Source organism: Streptomyces shenzhenensis (assembly GCF_003688995.1).
In the GTDB taxonomy this organism is placed as follows: domain Bacteria; phylum Actinomycetota; class Actinomycetes; order Streptomycetales; family Streptomycetaceae; genus Streptomyces; species Streptomyces shenzhenensis_A.
In genome coordinates, this window is sequence record NZ_PENI01000052.1 from 1 (window position 1) to 16,784 (window position 16,784).

Below are 16,784 nucleotides of genomic sequence, written 5' to 3' on the forward strand. Positions count from 1 at the left end.
CGTAGTGTTTCGGTGGTCATAGCGTGAGGGAAACGCCCGGTTACATTCCGAACCCGGAAGCTAAGCCTTACAGCGCCGATGGTACTGCAGGGGGGACCCTGTGGGAGAGTAGGACACCGCCGAACAAAAATTGAGGGAAACCCCCGTGTCTTTGGACACGGGGGTTTTCTGCGTTTGGGGCCCGACCCGGTCGGGCCCCTTTTCTTTTTAGAGTCGTCCCGCCGCCTTCAGCGCGAGATACGCGTCCGCCAGTGCCGGAGCCAGGTCGTCCGGTGTCGCGTCGACGACCGTCACTCCATGGCGGCGGAGCTGTTCCGCGGTGCGGTGCCGTTCGGTCTGGGCCTGAGCCGCGGCGGCGGCCTCGTAGACCGCATCGGCGTTGCCGCGAGCGGTCGCCATGCCGGCGATATGGGGATCGGACACCGAGGCCACCAGGACCGTGTGGCGCTGGGTGAGCTGCGCGAGCACCGGAAGGAGTCCCTCTTCGACCGGTGCGGCGTCGAGGGTGGTGAGGAGGACGATCAGGGATCGGCGCGGTGCCGTACGGAGCGCCATGGCGGTGAGGCCGCGCGCGTCCGTCTCGACGAGTTCGGGTTCCAGCGTGGCCATCGCGTTGACCAGGGACGGGAGGACATCACGTGCCGTGCTCCCCTGGACCAGGGCGCGCAGCCGGCGGTCGTAGGCGAGGAGGTCGACCCGGTCGCCCGCGCGGGACGCGAGCGCCGCGAGAAGCAGAGCCGCGTCCATGGAGGCGTCCAGGCGTGGGGCGTCACCGACCCGACCCGCCGAGGTACGGCCGGTGTCCAGGACCAGCAGGATGTGGCGGTCGCGTTCCGGGCGCCAGGTGCGTACGGCCACCGCGGTGTGGCGAGCTGTGGCCCGCCAGTCGATGGAGCGGGTGTCGTCGCCGGGGATGTATTCGCGCAGGCTGTCGAACTCTGTGCCCTCGCCACGGGTCAGGACGCTGGTGCGGCCGTCCAGCTCGCGCAGCCGGGCGAGCTTCGACGGGAGGTGCTTGCGGCTGGTGAAGGGCGGCAGGACCCGTACCGTCCAGGGAACCCGGTGGGCTCCTTGGCGGGAGAACAGGCCGAGGGGGCCGTAGGAGCGGATCGTCACGCGGTCGGTCCGGCGGTCACCGCGGCGGGTGGGCCGCAGCCGGGTCGTGACGCGGCGGCGCTCGCCCGGTGGCACGGTGAAGCGGTGGCGGGAGGCCTCGATCTCCGTGCCGGGCTGCCAACTGCTCGGCGGCCAGGCGTCCCGCAGGCGGGCCCGGAGCGGGCGGCGGGAGGGGTTGGTGACCGTCAGCGTCACGTCGGCGGTCTCGCCCAGGCGCGCGGACGTGTCGCCGGAACGGGTCAGGACCAGGCGCCGTACGGGCGCCGCGAGGGCGAAGTCGCAGGCGCAGGCCACGGCCAGCGGGCCGTTGACCGCGAGGATGCCCGTCCAGCCGGGATCCCAGATGCCGACGGGGACGGAGCCGAGGGCCGCCAGCAGGGCGGCGCGTCCGGTGAGCGGCATCAGCGGGGGACCGGGACGTGGGCGAGGATCGCGTTGATGACGGAGTCGGCCGTCACGCCCTCCATCTCGGCCTCGGGGCGCAGCTGCACGCGGTGCCGGAGGGTCGGCAGGGCCAGGGCCTTCACGTCGTCGGGGATGACGTAGTCGCGGCCAGTCAGCCAGGCCCAGGCGCGGGCGGTGGCGAGCAGGGCGGTGGCGCCGCGCGGGGACACGCCCAGGGCGAGGGACGGCGACTCGCGGGTGGCGCGGCAGATGTCCACGACGTAGGCGGTGATCTCGGGGGAGACGGTCGTCTTGGTGACCGCGGCGCGGGCGGCCTCGAGGTCGGCCGGACCCGCGACGGGGCGCACGCCGGCGGCGCGCAGGTCGCGCGGGTCGAAGCCAGCGGCGTGCCGGGTGAGGACGTCGATCTCGTCCTGCCGGGCGGGCAGCGGGACCGTCAGCTTGAGCAGGAAGCGGTCGAGCTGTGCTTCGGGGAGGGGGTAGGTGCCCTCGTACTCGACCGGGTTCTGGGTCGCGGCGACCAGGAACGGCTCGGGCAGTGGCCGGGGGGTGCCGTCGACGGTGACCTGGCGTTCCTCCATGGCCTCCAGCAGGGAGGACTGGGTCTTCGGCGGGGTGCGGTTGATCTCGTCGGCGAGCAGGAGGTTGGTGAAGACCGGGCCGGGCTGGAAGGAGAACTCGGTGGTGCGGGTGTCGTAGACGAGGGAGCCGGTGATGTCGCTCGGCATGAGGTCGGGGGTGAACTGGACGCGCTTGGTCTCCAGTTCGAGTGCGGACGCGAGGGCGCGGACCAGCAGTGTCTTGGCGACGCCGGGGACGCCTTCGAGCAGGACGTGTCCGCGGCACAGCAGGGCGACGACGAGGCCGGTCACGGCGGGGTCCTGGCCGACCACGGCTTTGGCGATCTCGGCACGCAGGGCCTCCAGGGAGGCGCGGGCGCTGCCCGGATCCCCGGCGTTCCCGGCGTTGTCAGTGGTCGGGTCCATCATGGACGGCGTACCTCTCTTTCGAGGGCGTCGAGTCGGTCGGTGAGTGCGATGAGTGCTGCGTCGTCGGCGGGCGGAGGCCCGAAGAGGAGGAAGTGCAGGACCTGTCCGTCGCCGTGGAGGTGGGCGGACAGGGCGGGGAGCAGGGCTTCGGGTGCGTGCGCCTGGGCGACGGGGACGCCTACGAGGGGAGCGAGGCGGGTGCGGGTGGTGGAGCGAAGAGCGGTGGCGGCGCGGTCCCGGGCGTCGGCCTTGCGGTAGAGGCGGGCGCGGCCTTCGACGGTCTCGGAGGCGCGGATCGCGACGGGGAGTCTTTCGGGCACGAGGGGGCCGAGCCGGCGTGCCCGCCAGAAGGCGGCGAGGAGCGCGGCGACGAACAGTTGCAGCGTGCCCCAGAGCCAGCCCGAGGGCAGCAGGTGGAGGAAGTCCTTCTGGTCGCCCGTGCCGGTGGCCGAGGCGTCGGAGAGCGAGGGGAGGTACCAGACCAGATGGGGACGGGAGCCGAGGAGCTGAAGGGCGAGCGAGGCGTTGCCCTGCTCGTCGAGGCGGTCGTTGTAGAGGATGTCGGGCGCACCGAGGACGACGGTGTCGCCGTTCCCGGAGATATCGGGGACGCGTACCAGCGTGGCCAGGCGTTGGCTGGGGTAGCACGAGTCGGCGTCGAGGTGGGTGGTGGTGTAGCGGATGCCGCCCGTGTCCGCCGCGCCCGCGCGTACGGCGGCGGGCAGGCTGCACTCGGGGGAGAGCGTCGACCCGAAGCTGGTGGCGGGGTCCGCGGTCACGCCGGGCGCGAGTCGTTCTACGGACGAGCTGCCGGCGGCGACGAGGAGGGTGCGCCCGCCGGACCGGGCGGTCGCGGAGTGCAGCGCGCTCTGCCGGCCGGGGGTGAGCAGGTCGGGTACGGCGACCAGGAGGGTGGTGTCCGGGCCGGCCGCGGCGCGGGCCTCGTCCAGGGTGGTGACCACGCGTGTGGACACGCCGCGGTCGGCGAGCAGTTCGGCGACCGCGCGGCTGCCGTAGGGGTCGGCGGAGCGGGGGTCGAGGGCGCCGTGCCGGGCGTCGGAGCGGATGACGGCGATCGCGACGGCTCCGGCGAGGAGCAGCAGGCACGCGAGCACGATGCCCCGCGCGCGGGTCCACACCTGGCGGGCGGTGAGCGAGGCCGAGGTGGACGGGAGGGTGGCCCCGGTGGTCATTCGGCGGCCCCCTGGCGGCTGGTGTGGGCCGTGCTGAGGCTGCCGGCGGCGAGGGCCGGTTTGCTGCGTTCCAGGTCGCGGTCGAGTTCGGCGAGCCGGTCGTACGCCTGCCGGCCGGCCTGGCGGCCGCCGTATGTCACGTCGTCGAACTCCCGGGCGGCGGCGCGCAGCCGGTCGGTGTGGGCGGGCAGGACACGGCCCGCTTCGGAGGCCGCCTCGTCGGCGGTGCGGCCGGGGCGGACGTCGAGCAGGGCGCGCTCTTCGAGGGAGCGGACGACGGCCCGCATCCGCTCCTGGACGGCCTGGTTCCAGTGGCCCTGGGCCGCGTGCGCTTCGGCGGCGGCGCGGTGTTCGGCGGCGCTGCGGGGGCGGTCGTCGAAGAGGACGGGGACGGCGACCGGACTGCGCCGCGGGGCGCCCAGGCGCCACCACAGGGCGGCCAGTACGGCGAGGACGGCCAGGACCACGACGACCAGGCCGAGCGTCCCCCCGGGGGTCGCCGAGGCCGCGGTGTCGAGGACTCTGCCGAGCCAGTCCCAGAAGGCGTTCATGGCCCGTTGGAGCAGGCTGGGGTCGTTCTCGTGGTACATCCGCTTGGCCAGCTCGCGCCGGGCGGCCTCCCGCGCGGGGTCGCGCGGGACGGTCACTGGCGGCTCGTCGCCCGAGCGCGCCAGCGACAGTACGGCCGTGTCGCCCGCTCGCAGCAGGCCCCGGACGGCCGAGCCGGCGGCGCGCGGCAGGACCGGCGCCGTGCTGAGCACTCCCCCCGCCGGGCTCACCGCGTCAGCTCCCCGGGGTGGCGCCGGGCACGGTCGCGCCGTAGCCCTGGACACCGGCGGCGCGGGCCAGTTCGAGGTCGAGGGCCTCACGGCGGATGCGCTGGTCGATGTAGAGGAGCACGCTGACGCCCGCGTTGATCGGGAAGGTGATCGTGGATCCGATCACCGAGCCGATGCCGCTGATGACGAGGAACGTCCAGCCGACGTCACCGGTGCCTTCGAGGAAGCCGGAGAAGCCGTCACCGCTGAGCGCGGCGGCGATCAGGGCGAAGGGGATGACGACGATCGACGCGACGATGTTCGCGATGATCGCGGCGAGCAGCTGGATGCCGAAGACCCGCCACCAGGAGCCGCGGACCAGCTTGGCGGAGCGGCCCATCGACTTCAGGATGCCCTGCCGTTCCAGCATCAGCGCGGGCGAGGCCAGCGAGTAGCGGACCATGAGCCACACCACGACGACGGTCGCCCCGAGCAGGCCGAGGACGAGGAGCGCGGCGGTGGCGCCGCCGTCTGCGCCGGCGACGGCCACGAGTATGCCGGGCAGCGCCCCGCAGAGCAGGATGCCGGCGGCGATGAGCGGCAGCAGGAAGACCAGGCCGAACAGCCTGGGGACCTGCGGGCGGGCGTCGCGCCAGGCCTCGCCGGTGGTGACGGCCCGGCCGAGCACGGCCCGGCTGGTCACGGTGGTCAGCAGGGCGGTGGCGAGGATGGTGCCGATGGAGGAGATCAGCAGGACGGCGACGGAGCCGAGCATCGCCTCGCCCATGGCGCGGGAGACCTCGCCGAGGGTGGCGCTCGGGTCGTTGAGGGCCTCGGTGCTCGCCGTGTCGTTGAGGACGAGGCCCTGGACGAGGATGACGACGATCTCGGTGACGACCGCGACGGTCAGGGAGATGCCCAGGACCGTGCGCCAGTAGGTGCGCATGGTGGAGACGGCGCCGTCGAGGATCTCGCCCACACCGAGCGGGCGGAGCGGGATCACGCCGGGCTTGGCCGCGGGCGGGGGGCCGCCCCAGCCGGCGCCCCAGGCTCCGTAGCCGCCGGGTCCCCCGTACCCGCCGCCCCCGTGGCCGCCGTACCCTCCCTGGCCTCCGTAGCCGCCGGGGCCGTTATGGCCTCCCTGGCCGCCCCAGCCCGGGCCTGGCGGTGGGGGCGGCGGAGCCTGGCCCGGGGCCGGGGTGCCCGTGGGCGCGGACCACTGGCCGGGTGGCGGCTGCTCCTTCGACCACTTCGCACCGGGATCCTGCGGGTCCGCGCCCGGCTGATCGACGGGCTGTGCGGGCCCCGGCCGACCGGCGGGGTCGGCAGGGCCGGACGCGCCGGGTTCCTGCCCGTCGGACGGGGCGGATCCGGGCGAGGCCCAGCCCGGAGTGTCGTTCATCGAAGCTCCTTCTCGGTGCCCGTCCGCGGGTGCGGCGGCAGGTTGGCAGCCATCGTGCCATGGGGTGGTGACCACGGGACCGGCCGCGGTAGGGGCTGTACGCCTTCAATTGTCCGTGGGGTACGGGGCAGACTGACCGCATGGCTGATCAGGACGCGCACACCGTCGAGGGCAGGCACGCGACCGAGCTACCGGCGATCCGCTGGGAGGAGCCGCCCGAAGGACCCGTACTGGTTCTTCTCGACCAGACCAGACTGCCGGCCGAGGAGGTCGAGCTGGTGTGCACGGACGCACCGGCCCTGGTCGAGGCGATCCGGTCGCTCGCCGTGCGCGGGGCGCCGCTGCTCGGGATCGCGGGGGCGTACGGCGTCGCGCTCGCCGCCGCTCGGGGCTTCGACGTGGACGAGGCCGCGGTCGCGCTCCAGGGCGCCCGGCCCACTGCGGTGAACCTGTCCGTCGGGGTGCGCAGGGCGCAGGCCGCTCACCGGGCCGTGCTCACCGAGGGCGGGGACCCGCAGCAGGCGGCTGCCGCCGCACTGGCCGCCGCGCTGGCGCTGCACCGGGAGGACGCCGAGGCCAGCGCACGGATGGCCGGACACGGGCTGGCGCTGCTGGACGAGCTGCTGCCCGGCGGCGGGCATCGGATCCTCACGCACTGCAACACCGGGTCACTGGTGTCGGGCGGGGAGGGCACCGCGTTCGCCGTGGCACTCGCCGCGCACCGGAAGGGGCAGTTGCGCCGGCTGTGGGTCGACGAGACGCGTCCGCTGTTGCAGGGGGCGCGGCTGACGGCGTACGAGGCGGCGCGCAGCGGCATGGCGTACACCTTGCTCACCGACAACGCGGCCGGATCGCTGTTCGCGGCGGGGGAGGTGGACGCGGTGCTGATCGGGGCGGACCGCATCGCGGCCGACGGGTCGGTGGCGAACAAGGTGGGCAGCTATCCGCTCGCCGTGCTCGCGCGGTACCACCATGTGCCGTTCATCGTGGTGGCGCCGGTGACGACGGTGGACCCGGACACTCCGGACGGGGCGTCCATCGAGGTCGAGCAACGGCCCGGCTTCGAGGTGACCGAGATCACAGCGGCGCGGGTGTCGATCGGGGGAGCGGGCGGCGGCGTGCCGGTGGCGCCGCTGGGGACGCAGGTGTACAACCCGGCGTTCGATGTGACGCCGCCGGAGCTGGTGACGGCGATCGTCACCGAGGCGGGCGTCGTCTCGCCGGTGACGGCCGCCGCGCTCGCCGACCTGCTCTCCGGCCAGGTTGCGCAGCCGCTGGAGGCGTGAGATCGGGGGCGGGCGCGCGCCCTGCGGCCGTCGGCGTGAGTGGCCTGGGCAGACAGTGACGGTTCAGTACGACTATCGTCACTGGCCGGTGACCTTGTTCACCTGCGCCGCCTTCGCCGTTATGAGAATGGGATGATGTCGTTTATGAAGGGACGAGTCCTTGTCGTCGACGACGACACCGCACTGGCCGAGATGCTCGGCATCGTGCTGCGTGGTGAAGGTTTTGAGCCGTCTTTCGTAGCCGACGGCGACAAGGCGCTCGCCGCTTTCCGTGAGACCAAGCCCGACCTGGTGCTGCTCGACCTGATGCTGCCCGGCCGGGACGGCATCGAGGTGTGCCGGCTGATCCGGGCGGAGTCCGGTGTGCCGATCGTGATGCTCACCGCGAAGAGCGACACCGTCGACGTGGTCGTGGGCCTGGAGTCGGGCGCCGACGACTACATCGTCAAGCCGTTCAAGCCGAAGGAACTGGTGGCCCGGATCCGGGCCCGGCTGCGCAGGTCGGAGGAGCCGGCGCCGGAGCAGCTCACCATCGGTGACCTCGTCATCGATGTGGCCGGGCACTCCGTGAAGCGGGACGGGCAGTCGATCGCGCTGACGCCGCTGGAGTTCGATCTGCTGGTCGCGCTGGCCCGCAAGCCGTGGCAGGTGTTCACCCGCGAGGTCCTGCTGGAGCAGGTCTGGGGTTACCGGCACGCGGCGGACACGCGGCTGGTGAACGTGCACGTACAGCGGCTGCGGTCCAAGGTCGAGAAGGATCCGGAGCGGCCGGAGATCGTGGTGACCGTCCGTGGTGTCGGTTACAAGGCCGGACCGAGCTGACGTGTCCGGGGACAGTGCCGCTCCGGCTCCCGGCCGGCCCGGGGACTGTCCGGGGCGGTCTGTCGGCCGGAAGACGGCAGGGTCGCGCTGGGGACGCCTCCTCGAGGGCGGGCTGTTGCAGGGCGGAGTGCAGGGCAGCCCGGTGCTGCGGCTGTTCATGCGCTGGGTGCGTCGGCCGCTGCTGCCGGTCATGCGGCTGTGGCGGCGCAACATCCAGCTCAAGGTCGTCGTCACGACGCTGCTGATGTCGCTGGGCGTCGTCCTGCTGCTCGGCTTCGTCGTCATCGGGCAGGTGCGCAACGGCCTCCTGGACGCCAAGGTGAAGGCGTCGCAGAGCCAGGCCACCGGTGGGTTCGCGGTGGCCAAGCAGAAGGCCGACGAGGCCGCCAGCAGCACCGGTGACGACGCCGCGGCGGACGGGCGGCAGTCGCAGAACGTCATCCAGTGGATGAGCGACCTCGTCGAGTCGCTCTCCAGCGGCGGACAGGGCGCCTTCGACGTGGTGACGCTCCCGGCGGGCGACGAGAGCGGCGGCGGACGCAGCCCGCGTGGCTCCGGGTACGTCGACCCGTCCGCCAGCGTGCCCGTGGACCTGCGCACGCGGGTCCACACGAGTACGACCGCGGCCCAGAGCTACACCCGCATCGTCTACAGCAACGGCAAGGACTCCCAGCCCGCGCTCGTCATCGGCAAGCAGGTCAACGACCCGAACGGGGACCCGTACGAGCTGTACTACCTCTTCCCGCTCACGCAGGAGGAGAAGTCGCTGAGCCTGGTCAAGGGCACGCTCGCGACCGCCGGGCTCTTCGTCGTCGTACTTCTCGGGGCCATCGCGTGGCTGGTGGTGCGGCAGGTCGTGACGCCTGTGCGGATGGCGGCCGGGATCGCCGAGCGGCTGTCGGCCGGGCGTCTTCAGGAGCGGATGAAGGTCACCGGCGAGGACGACATCGCGCGCCTCGGTGAAGCCTTCAACAAGATGGCGCAGAACCTGCAACTGAAGATCCAGCAACTGGAGGACCTGTCGCGGATGCAGCGGCGGTTCGTCTCCGACGTGTCGCACGAGCTGCGTACCCCGCTGACGACCGTACGCATGGCCGCCGACGTGATCCATGAGGCGCGGGAGGACTTCGACCCGGTGACCGCCCGGTCGGCGGAGCTGCTCGCCGACCAGCTGGACCGCTTCGAGTCGCTGCTCGCCGATCTGCTGGAGATCAGCCGCTTCGACGCGGGCGCGGCGGCGCTGGAGGCCGAGGCGATAGACCTGCGCGAGGTCGTGCGGCGGGTCGTCAGCGGGGCCGAGCCGCTCGCCGAGCGCAAGGGCAGCCGGATACGCGTCGTCGGCGACCAGCAGCCCGTCGTGGCGGAGGCGGACGCCCGGCGCGTGGAGCGGGTGCTGCGCAATCTCGTCGTCAACGCCGTGGAGCACGGCGAGGGCAAGGACGTCGTCGTCAAGCTGGCCACGGCCGGTGGTGCGGTCGCGGTCGCGGTGCGCGACTACGGTGTCGGGCTCAAGCCCGGTGAGGCGACCCGGGTCTTCAGCCGCTTCTGGCGGGCCGACCCGGCACGCGCGCGTACCACCGGCGGTACGGGACTGGGCCTGTCCATCGCCCTGGAGGACGCGCGGCTGCACGGAGGCTGGCTGCAGGCGTGGGGCGAGCCGGGCGGCGGTTCGCAGTTCCGGCTGACGCTGCCGCGGACCGCGGACGAGCCACTGCGGGGCTCGCCCATACCGCTGGAGCCGAAGGACTCGCGGCGCAACGCGGGACAGGGCGGGGCCGGTCCGTCGCACGGCGGCGAGGACAAGCGGGTCACGGTGCCGGCGCAGACCACGGGCGGCCAGGTGCCGCCGCTGCCGCCGCGCGCCCCGATCCCGCAGCGGCTGGCCGCCGCGGCACCGTCCGCGGATCCGACCGCGCTGCCCGGCAGCGGCGCGCGTGTCGTGTCCCGGCCCGGCGGGACCCTCCGGCACAAGGACGAGGCGCCGACTGCGGACGCGGAGCCGGAGACGGCCGCGGGGGACCCGGACACCTCATCAGGGGAGGCAATTCGTGGGCGCTGACCGCGTGGGGGGCGTCCGGCGTCGGCCGGGGCGCGCGGCGGCGTACGCCGTCTGCGGTGCCGTACTGCTGGCGGGATGCGCCTCGATGCCCGACAGCGGTGATCTGCGGGACGTCGAGTCGACGCCCCGGCAGGACACGCAGGTGCGCGTGTTCGCCATGCCGCCCCAGGAGAACGCCGCGCCGGGGGAGATCGTGCAGGGCTTCCTGGAGGCGCTGACCAGTGACGACCCGGGCTATGACACGGCCCGCAAGTATCTGACCTCGGCAGCCGCGCGGAAGTGGCGGCCCGAGCAGTCGACGACGGTGCTCGCCGACGCGCCGAGCACCGTCGCCGACCACGGCGCCGGCGGGCGGGAGGACCCCGGCAGCCTCACCTACACGCTGGCCGGGAGCAGGGTCGCCACCGTCGACGCGCAGCAGGCGTACGCGCCCTCCGAGGGGGCGTACACCAAGCGGCTGCACCTGACGCGGGACGCCAAGAGCGGGCAGTGGCGCATCGACGCGCTGCCGCAGGGCGTCGTGATGGGCAAGTCCGACTTCCAGCGGAATTACACCTCGGTCAACAAGTACTACTTCGCCTCGCACACCTCGGTCGGGGAGGACGGGCAGCCGGTGGCCGTCGCCGATCCGGTCTATCTGCGCAAGCGGGTGGATCCGATGACGCAGGTGGTCCGCTCGGTGCTGAACGGGCCCACGTCGTGGCTCGGACCCGTGGTCCGGTCGAGTTTCCCGAAGGGGACGGCGCTGCGGAAGGGCGTCGGCGCGCTGACGCCCGACGACCAGAACCGGCTGACGGTGCCGTTGAACGACAAGGCCGCCGGGGCCGGGGCGGCCCAGTGCGCGGAAATGGCGACCCAGCTGCTGTTCACGCTGCAGAACCTGACGCCCACCGTGGACACGGTCGAGTTGCAGGGGCCGGACGACCGGACGCTGTGCGACCTCACCGAGGACCGGGCCGAGACCGTCGCCTGGCACGGTGCGGTGAAGGGCCCCGACTATCTGTACTTCCTCGACGACAAACACCGGCTGGTCCGGATAGCGGGCACCAGCACGAGCACCACCGCCGTGCCGGTGCCGGGCCCTCTGGGCGACGGCAGCAAGGAGTTCGCGTCCGTCGCGGTCGCGCGCGACGAGCGCTCCGCGGCCGGGGTGAGCAGCGACGGGAAGTCGTTGTACGTCGCCTCGCTGATGTCGGACGGCTCGCTCGACGCCCCCCTGGTGACCAGCAAGGGCGCCGCCAAGGCCGACCGGCTGGCCACGCCGAGCTGGGACGCCCGCGGTGACCTGTGGGTGGTAGACCGTGATCCCGGTGATCCGCGGCTGCTTCTGCTGGAGCAGGGCACGGGGAAGGTGCAGACGGTGCGGACCCCGGGGCTGTCCGGTCATATCAAGGACGTCCGGGTGGCCGCCGACGGGGTGCGGATGGCGCTCGTCGTGGAGGAGGGCGGCCGGCAGTCACTGCTCGTCGGGCGGATCGAACGGGACGACAGGTCCGGGCAGGGGCCGGCGGTCCTGCAACTGCGTTCCGCGGCACCGGGGTTGGAAGAGGTTGCCGCCATGTCGTGGGCCGGGGACGGCCGGCTCGTGGTGGTCGGGCGCGAGCAGGGGGGCGTGCAGCAGATGCGGTACGTCCAGGTCGACGGCTCCGCGCCGGAGGGCGGGGCGCCCGCGGCCCTGACCGGGGTGAAGGCGATCACCGCGTCCGAGGACGACCGGGTGCCGCTGGTGGCGTACTCGGAGGACGACGGGATCGTGCGGCTGCCGTCCGGGGCGCAGTGGCAGAAGGTGGTCAAGGACGGGTCGGCGCCGATCTATCCGGGTTGAGATCTGTCGGGGCCGAGGTCTTTCCGGGCCTGGTCGGCTCGCTTTCGCTCGCCGCCCGGGCAGCTCTGGGCCTTCCCCGGATCGGCAGGGTGACCCCGTGTCCCCGGATCCGCAGGGCCGCCCCGCACCCGCCTGGGCGGCTCCGCCCTCGTGCGGGTGACGGCCGTCACGGCCTGCGCAGAGTTGTCCACAGGGAGTTGTCCACAGGGGTGGCCCGGCGGCCGGGGCGTTGGCACAGTGGTGCCCATGCGGGGGTGGTGGCAGGACCTCACCGACCTGGTGCTGCCGGCCGAGTGCTCAGGTTGCGGCAGGCCACGCACGGTGCTCTGCCCAAAGTGCCGTGCCGCCCTGACCGGGGCGGTGCCGAGCCGGGTGCGGCCGGTGCCGGAACCGCCCGGGCTGCCGATGGTGCACGCGGCGGCTCCGTACGCGGACCAGGTGCGGGCGACCCTCCTCGCCCACAAGGAACGCGGTGCGCTGACACTGGCGCGCCCCCTGGGCGCCGCTCTCGCCCGAGCGGTGCGCGCGGGGGCCGGGCGGCGGGAGGTGCCCTTGCTGCTCGTTCCGGTGCCGTCCGCGCGCGGTGCCGTGCGGGCGCGGGGTCACGATCCGGTGCGGCGGATCGCCCTCGCGGCGGCGGGTGAGCTGCGGCGGAGCGGACGGCGTGCGCGGGTGGTCGGCGTGCTGCGGCAGCGGCGGGCCGTGGCCGACCAGTCGGGGCTCAACTCCCGTCAGCGGCTCGGCAATGTCGCGGGCGCGCTGGAGGTGACGGCGGTCGGTGTTCCGCTGCTCGCCGGGGGTCACCTCGTTCTGGTCGACGATCTGATGACGACCGGCGCCTCCCTGGCGGAGGCGGCGCGGGCCGTCCGGGAGGCGGTGGGACATATCGGTGGGAGCAGGACTGTGTACGAGCGTGCAACTCGGGAAGGAAGGGAGGAACGGATCGGCGGATCACGGGAAGAGGGACGCAACGCGACATACGGAGTGCCGGGAAAGGCGTGTGCGAACGGCGCCGGGCGATTGGTTCGTGCGGCGGTGATCGCAGCCCCGCCGGATTCCTTCGAAATAAACTGGAACTGACCGCGAACTTGCGTCGTTGCAGGTAGTGAGAGGGGCTAATCACCTGAACGGAGGTACGCCGCAGTAGAGGGTGACGACATCCGTCCGGGCGAGATATGTTCGGTTGTGAGGGAAAGCCGCAGGCCATACCTCCGATATCCGAATGCCGTGCTGCGGTTGACTGTAATGATCCGCGCCGGCGCGGTGGAGATCTTGCCCATGGGGGAGGAGGTGGACGTCACCGAGTCCGGGGTTCCGGGGTTCACCGGGGCCTGGTGCAAAAGGGAGATGCTCCGCCGCTGGAGCGGAGCGATCCGGGAACGGAGTTCTGCGTGGACATCGTCGTCAAGGGCCGCAAGACCGAGGTGCCCGAGCGGTTCCGCAAGCACGTGGCCGAGAAGCTGAAGCTGGAGAAGATCCAGAAGCTCGACGGCAAGGTGATCAGCCTCGACGTCGAGGTGTCCAAGGAGCCCAACCCGCGACAGGCCGACCGTTGCGACCGAGTGGAGATCACGCTCCGCTCCCGCGGTCCGGTGATCCGGGCGGAGGCTGCGGCCAGCGACCCGTATGCGGCACTCGACCTGGCGGCGGAGAAGCTGGACGCCCGGCTGCGCAAGCAGCACGACAAGCGGTTCTCCCGTCGCGGCGCACGCCGGATTTCGGCCGCCGAGGTCCCCGACCACGTCCCGGGAGCGGCGACGCTCAACGGGAACGGCCACCCCGTCCAGGAGGAAGAGTCGGACGGCGTGCCCACGAAGAGGATCGGCTCTCTGGAAGTGAAGGGCGAAGGCCCCCTTGTCGTCCGCGAGAAGACTCACGTCGCTTCCCCGATGACCCTCGACCAGGCCCTCTACGAGATGGAACTGGTCGGCCACGACTTCTATCTGTTCGTCGACTCCGAGACCAAGGAACCGAGTGTCGTCTACCGGCGGCACGCCTACGACTACGGCGTCATCCACCTCAGCACGGACCCGATGGTGGCGCGGGCGGCATCTCCCGCGGCGGGGGGCACGCTGGGCGGCTGACGCACCCGGCCCACGGTTGAGAGGGTGCCCCTGGAGCGCGTGTGCGCCCCCAGGGGCACCGGTGTGCGACCACTTCGCGCCCCGCTCGTCACCGCGGTGTCGTCCAGGCATGAAATCATGACCGCAACGGCCCAACCGGTGGGCCGTTGCCTTGGGTTGGCGATGGCACATGACCACAGGCCGCAGCCTTCAGGGGGAGGAACGATGGCGGACAGCTTCGGACCGATGCGGGACGGGGATGCCGACGGCGTCGTCGGCATGGGCCCGGACGCGGGCTCTTCACGCGACGAGCCGATCAGAGTCCTGGTCGTCGACGACCACGCTCTCTTCCGCCGGGGTCTGGAGATCGTGCTCGCCGCCGAGGAGGACATCCAGGTCGTGGGGGAGGCGGGGGACGGCGCCGAGGCCGTCGACAAGGCCGCCGACCTGTTGCCCGACATCGTGCTGATGGATGTGCGGATGCCCAAGCGCGGCGGGATCGAGGCGTGCACCTCCATCAAGGAGGTGGCACCCAGCGCCAAGATCATCATGCTGACGATCAGCGACGAGGAGGCCGACCTCTACGACGCGATCAAGGCGGGCGCGACCGGATATCTGCTCAAGGAGATCTCCACGGACGAGGTGGCCACGGCCATCCGCGCCGTGGCGGACGGGCAGTCACAGATCAGCCCCTCCATGGCGTCGAAGCTCCTCACCGAGTTCAAGTCGATGATCCAGCGCACCGACGAGCGCCGGCTGGTGCCGGCGCCGCGGCTCACCGACCGCGAACTCGAAGTGCTCAAGCTCGTGGCCACGGGGATGAACAACCGTGATATCGCCAAGGAGTTGTTCATCTCCGAGAACACCGTGAAGAACCATGTGCGCAACATCCTGGAGAAGCTCCAGCTGCACTCCAGGATGGAGGCCGTGGTCTACGCGATGCGGGAGAAGATCCTGGAGATCCGCTGAGGCTCAGCCGAGCAGGCGGGCGAGTTCGCCGACGAGCGGCTCGCGCAGCTCGGGTGCGTCCACTCGTTCCACCCGTACGTCCGTGCAGTCCACCCAGCTCGCCGCCTCGACCAGGGCCTGGGCCACGCCCGGGACCGCCTTCGCGCCGTCCAGGGTGATCTGCCTGGCGACCAGGGTGCGGCCCTCGCGGGCCGGGTCGACCCGGCCGACGAGCCGGCCGCCGGCCAGCACCGGCATGGCGAAGTAGCCGTACACCCGCTTCGGTTTCGGGACGTAGGCCTCCAGCCGGTGGGTGAAGCCGAAGATCCGCTCCGTGCGGGCGCGCTCCCAGATCAGGGAGTCGAACGGGGACAGCAGCGTGGTGCGGTGACGGCCGCGCGGGGGCGTCTCCAGCGCCGCCGGGTCGGCCCAGGCCGGCTTGCCCCAGCCCGCCACCGTGACCGGGACCAGGCCCGAGTCCGCGATCACCGCGTCGACCTGTTCGCCCTTGAGCCGGTGGTAGTCGGCGATGTCCGCGCGCGTGCCGACGCCCAGGGACTGGCCCGCGAGGCGGACCAGGCGGCGCAGGCACTCGGCGTCGTCCAGTTCGTCGTGCAGCAGGGTGTCCGGGATCGCCCGCTCGGCCAGGTCGTACACCCGCTTCCAGCCGCGGCGCGCCACGCACACGACCTCCCCGTACATCAGCGCGCGTTCGACGGCGACCTTGGAGCCGGACCAGTCCCACCACTCGCTGGTGCGCTTCGCGCCGCCCAACTCCGTGGCCGTGAGCGGGCCTTCGGCACGGATCTGCTTGATGACCTGGTCGTAGGTCCCGTCGGGCAGTTCGTGGTTCCAGTGCGGGCGGTTGCGGTAGGCGCGGCGGCGGAAGGCGAAGTGCGGCCACTCCTCCACGGGGAGGATGCAGGCGGCGTGGGACCAGTACTCAAAGGCGTGCGTGTCGGTCCAGTAGGCGTTCTCCACGGCTTTGCGGCCCACCGCGCCGAGACGGGCGTACGGGATCAGCTCGTGCGAGCGGGCGAGGACCGAGATGGTGTCGAGCTGTACCGCGCCGAGGTGGCGGAGAACACCGCGGACCCCGGCCCGGCGGTCGGGAGTGCCGAGGAAGCCCTGGGCCCGCAGGGCGATCCGGCGGGCTTCGTCGGCCGAGAGGTCGGTGGTGGGGCGCGGAAGGGTCGTCATGGGGTCGCAGCGTATGGGGTGGGTCTGACAGTGGGCCCGGGACGTGGGAGAACGGCGTCGGCGGCGCCCAGGAGAGGCGGCCAGCAGGCCCGGGCGTGCGGGTGTCCGCTAGCGGGGCCGTTGTGGAGCGGGCAGGTACGGTGCCGCCGACGGCAGGCCCAGGTCGGAAGGGAGCAGTGAGCCCACCCAGCAGTCCCGGCGCACTCCCTTGTTGTTCGTCGCCGAGCGCAGCGTGCCCTCGATGGTGAAACCCGCCCGCTCGGCGACCGCGCGCGAGGCGTGGTTGCCGACCTCCGCACGCCACTCCAGGCGGTCGATGGCCAGGCGGGTGAAGGCCCAGCGGGCGACGGCGAGGGTGGCCTCGGTGACGTAGCCGTGGCCGCGGTGCTCCTTCGCGGCCCAGAATCCCGTCTCGGCGACGCCCAGGGCGCGCATCGTGAGCGCGAGCATGCCCGCCAGCTCGCCGCCGGGGAGGAAGAGGCCGAAGGTGAACATCGAGTCGTTCGCCCAGCCGTCGGGCACCGTCCGTTCGGTGAAGCAGCGGGCGTGCTCGGGCAGGTAGGGCGAGGGGAACTGGGAGATCCAGCGCTGCAGGTCGGGGTCCTGTGCTGCGGCGAGCACCGCGTCGGTGTCGGGCGGGCCGGGGGAGCGCAGGACGAGCCGGCCGGTGGTGAGGGTGACGGGGTCCATCGGCAGATTCTGCTCGGGCGCCCGGTCG

General features: G+C 72.5%; 14 protein-coding genes and 1 rRNA gene. 8 read left to right on the plus strand and 7 right to left on the minus strand.

The annotated features are described in order from the left end of the window. Window positions 1–8: 8 nt before the first annotated feature. Window positions 9–125: ribosomal RNA gene (rrf, locus tag CTZ28_RS43630) — 5S ribosomal RNA — on the plus strand. 82 nt (window positions 126–207) lie between these two features. Here the strand turns inward: rrf and CTZ28_RS43635 are convergent. The 5 genes from CTZ28_RS43635 to CTZ28_RS43655 are packed head-to-tail and all read right to left on the minus strand — an operon-like array spanning window position 208 to window position 5,863. After that, the gene (locus CTZ28_RS43635; RefSeq protein WP_121895309.1) at window positions 208–1,518 is read right to left on the minus strand and encodes a DUF58 domain-containing protein; all 1,311 of its coding nucleotides are present in this window, start codon (window positions 1,516–1,518) and stop codon (window positions 208–210) included. Further along, the gene (locus CTZ28_RS43640; RefSeq protein ID WP_121895310.1) at window positions 1,518–2,507 is read right to left on the minus strand and encodes an AAA family ATPase; all 990 of its coding nucleotides are present in this window, start codon (window positions 2,505–2,507) and stop codon (window positions 1,518–1,520) included. The genes CTZ28_RS43635 and CTZ28_RS43640 overlap by 1 nt, the downstream gene beginning before the upstream one ends. Beyond that, window positions 2,507–3,703, minus strand: a complete 1,197-nt coding sequence (locus CTZ28_RS43645; protein WP_121895311.1) for a DUF4350 domain-containing protein — start codon at window positions 3,701–3,703, stop codon at window positions 2,507–2,509. Before CTZ28_RS43645 ends, CTZ28_RS43640 begins: the two co-directional genes overlap by 1 nt. After that, window positions 3,700–4,482, minus strand: a complete 783-nt coding sequence (locus CTZ28_RS43650) for a DUF4129 domain-containing protein (protein ID WP_121895312.1) — start codon at window positions 4,480–4,482, stop codon at window positions 3,700–3,702. Before CTZ28_RS43650 ends, CTZ28_RS43645 begins: the two co-directional genes overlap by 4 nt. Window positions 4,483–4,486: 4 nt before the next feature. Then, window positions 4,487–5,863 (minus strand): hypothetical protein, encoded by a 1,377-nt coding sequence (locus CTZ28_RS43655; RefSeq protein WP_121895313.1) that lies wholly within the window; start codon window positions 5,861–5,863, stop codon window positions 4,487–4,489. Between the two features lie 140 nt (window positions 5,864–6,003). Here CTZ28_RS43655 and mtnA point away from each other — a divergent pair, with 140 nt between their 5' ends. The 7 genes from mtnA (at window position 6,004) to CTZ28_RS43695 (ending at window position 14,887) form a co-directional block, all read left to right on the plus strand. After that, window positions 6,004–7,149, plus strand: a complete 1,146-nt coding sequence (gene mtnA, locus CTZ28_RS43660) for an S-methyl-5-thioribose-1-phosphate isomerase (RefSeq protein WP_121895314.1) — start codon at window positions 6,004–6,006, stop codon at window positions 7,147–7,149. A gap of 132 nt (window positions 7,150–7,281) precedes the next feature. Continuing rightward, window positions 7,282–7,971, plus strand: coding sequence for a two-component system response regulator MtrA (gene mtrA, locus CTZ28_RS43665; RefSeq protein ID WP_191870552.1), 690 nt, complete (start codon window positions 7,282–7,284; stop codon window positions 7,969–7,971). 1 nt (window position 7,972) lies between these two features. Then, window positions 7,973–10,030, plus strand: a complete 2,058-nt coding sequence (gene mtrB, locus CTZ28_RS43670; RefSeq protein WP_121895315.1) for an MtrAB system histidine kinase MtrB — start codon at window positions 7,973–7,975, stop codon at window positions 10,028–10,030. Next, entirely contained in the window at window positions 10,020–11,855 is a 1,836-nt protein-coding gene (locus CTZ28_RS43675) for an LpqB family beta-propeller domain-containing protein (protein WP_121895316.1), read from the plus strand. The genes mtrB and CTZ28_RS43675 overlap by 11 nt, the downstream gene beginning before the upstream one ends. Before the next feature lie 246 nt (window positions 11,856–12,101). Next, window positions 12,102–12,935, plus strand: a complete 834-nt coding sequence (locus CTZ28_RS43680) for a ComF family protein (protein WP_121895317.1) — start codon at window positions 12,102–12,104, stop codon at window positions 12,933–12,935. A 311-nt stretch (window positions 12,936–13,246) separates the two neighbouring features. Beyond that, a complete protein-coding gene (gene hpf / locus CTZ28_RS43690) occupies window positions 13,247–13,939 on the plus strand; it encodes a ribosome hibernation-promoting factor, HPF/YfiA family (RefSeq protein WP_398657948.1) in 693 nt (230 codons plus the stop codon). A 204-nt stretch (window positions 13,940–14,143) separates the two neighbouring features. Then, a complete protein-coding gene (locus tag CTZ28_RS43695) occupies window positions 14,144–14,887 on the plus strand; it encodes a response regulator (RefSeq protein WP_121895319.1) in 744 nt (247 codons plus the stop codon). Between the two features lie 3 nt (window positions 14,888–14,890). On the opposite strand, the gene CTZ28_RS43700 is transcribed toward CTZ28_RS43695, so the two are convergent. Together CTZ28_RS43700 and CTZ28_RS43705 are read right to left on the minus strand one after the other, a co-directional pair. After that, window positions 14,891–16,066 (minus strand): winged helix-turn-helix domain-containing protein, encoded by a 1,176-nt coding sequence (locus CTZ28_RS43700; RefSeq protein WP_121895320.1) that lies wholly within the window; start codon window positions 16,064–16,066, stop codon window positions 14,891–14,893. Between the two features lie 108 nt (window positions 16,067–16,174). Beyond that, on the minus strand, window positions 16,175–16,756 hold the full coding sequence (locus tag CTZ28_RS43705; protein ID WP_121895339.1) for a GNAT family N-acetyltransferase: 582 nt from the start codon (window positions 16,754–16,756) through the stop codon (window positions 16,175–16,177). Between the last annotated feature and the right edge of the window lie 28 nt (window positions 16,757–16,784).

Excerpts from the sequence above, each read along its gene's own strand:
- CTZ28_RS43635 (WP_121895309.1), bottom strand. The coding sequence starts at position 1,518 with ATGCCGCTCACCGGACGCGCCGCCCTGCTGGCGGCCCTCGGCTCCGTC.
- CTZ28_RS43640 (WP_121895310.1), bottom strand. The coding sequence starts at position 2,507 with ATGGACCCGACCACTGACAACGCCGGGAACGCCGGGGATCCGGGCAGC.
- CTZ28_RS43645 (WP_121895311.1), bottom strand. The coding sequence starts at position 3,703 with ATGACCACCGGGGCCACCCTCCCGTCCACCTCGGCCTCGCTCACCGCC.
- CTZ28_RS43655 (WP_121895313.1), bottom strand. The coding sequence starts at position 5,863 with ATGAACGACACTCCGGGCTGGGCCTCGCCCGGATCCGCCCCGTCCGAC.
- mtnA (WP_121895314.1), top strand. The coding sequence starts at position 6,004 with ATGGCTGATCAGGACGCGCACACCGTCGAGGGCAGGCACGCGACCGAG.
- mtrA (WP_191870552.1), top strand. The coding sequence starts at position 7,282 with ATGATGTCGTTTATGAAGGGACGAGTCCTTGTCGTCGACGACGACACC.
- CTZ28_RS43680 (WP_121895317.1), top strand. The coding sequence starts at position 12,102 with ATGCGGGGGTGGTGGCAGGACCTCACCGACCTGGTGCTGCCGGCCGAG.
- CTZ28_RS43695 (WP_121895319.1), top strand. The coding sequence starts at position 14,144 with ATGGCGGACAGCTTCGGACCGATGCGGGACGGGGATGCCGACGGCGTC.
- CTZ28_RS43700 (WP_121895320.1), bottom strand. The coding sequence starts at position 16,066 with ATGACGACCCTTCCGCGCCCCACCACCGACCTCTCGGCCGACGAAGCC.
- CTZ28_RS43705 (WP_121895339.1), bottom strand. The coding sequence starts at position 16,756 with ATGGACCCCGTCACCCTCACCACCGGCCGGCTCGTCCTGCGCTCCCCC.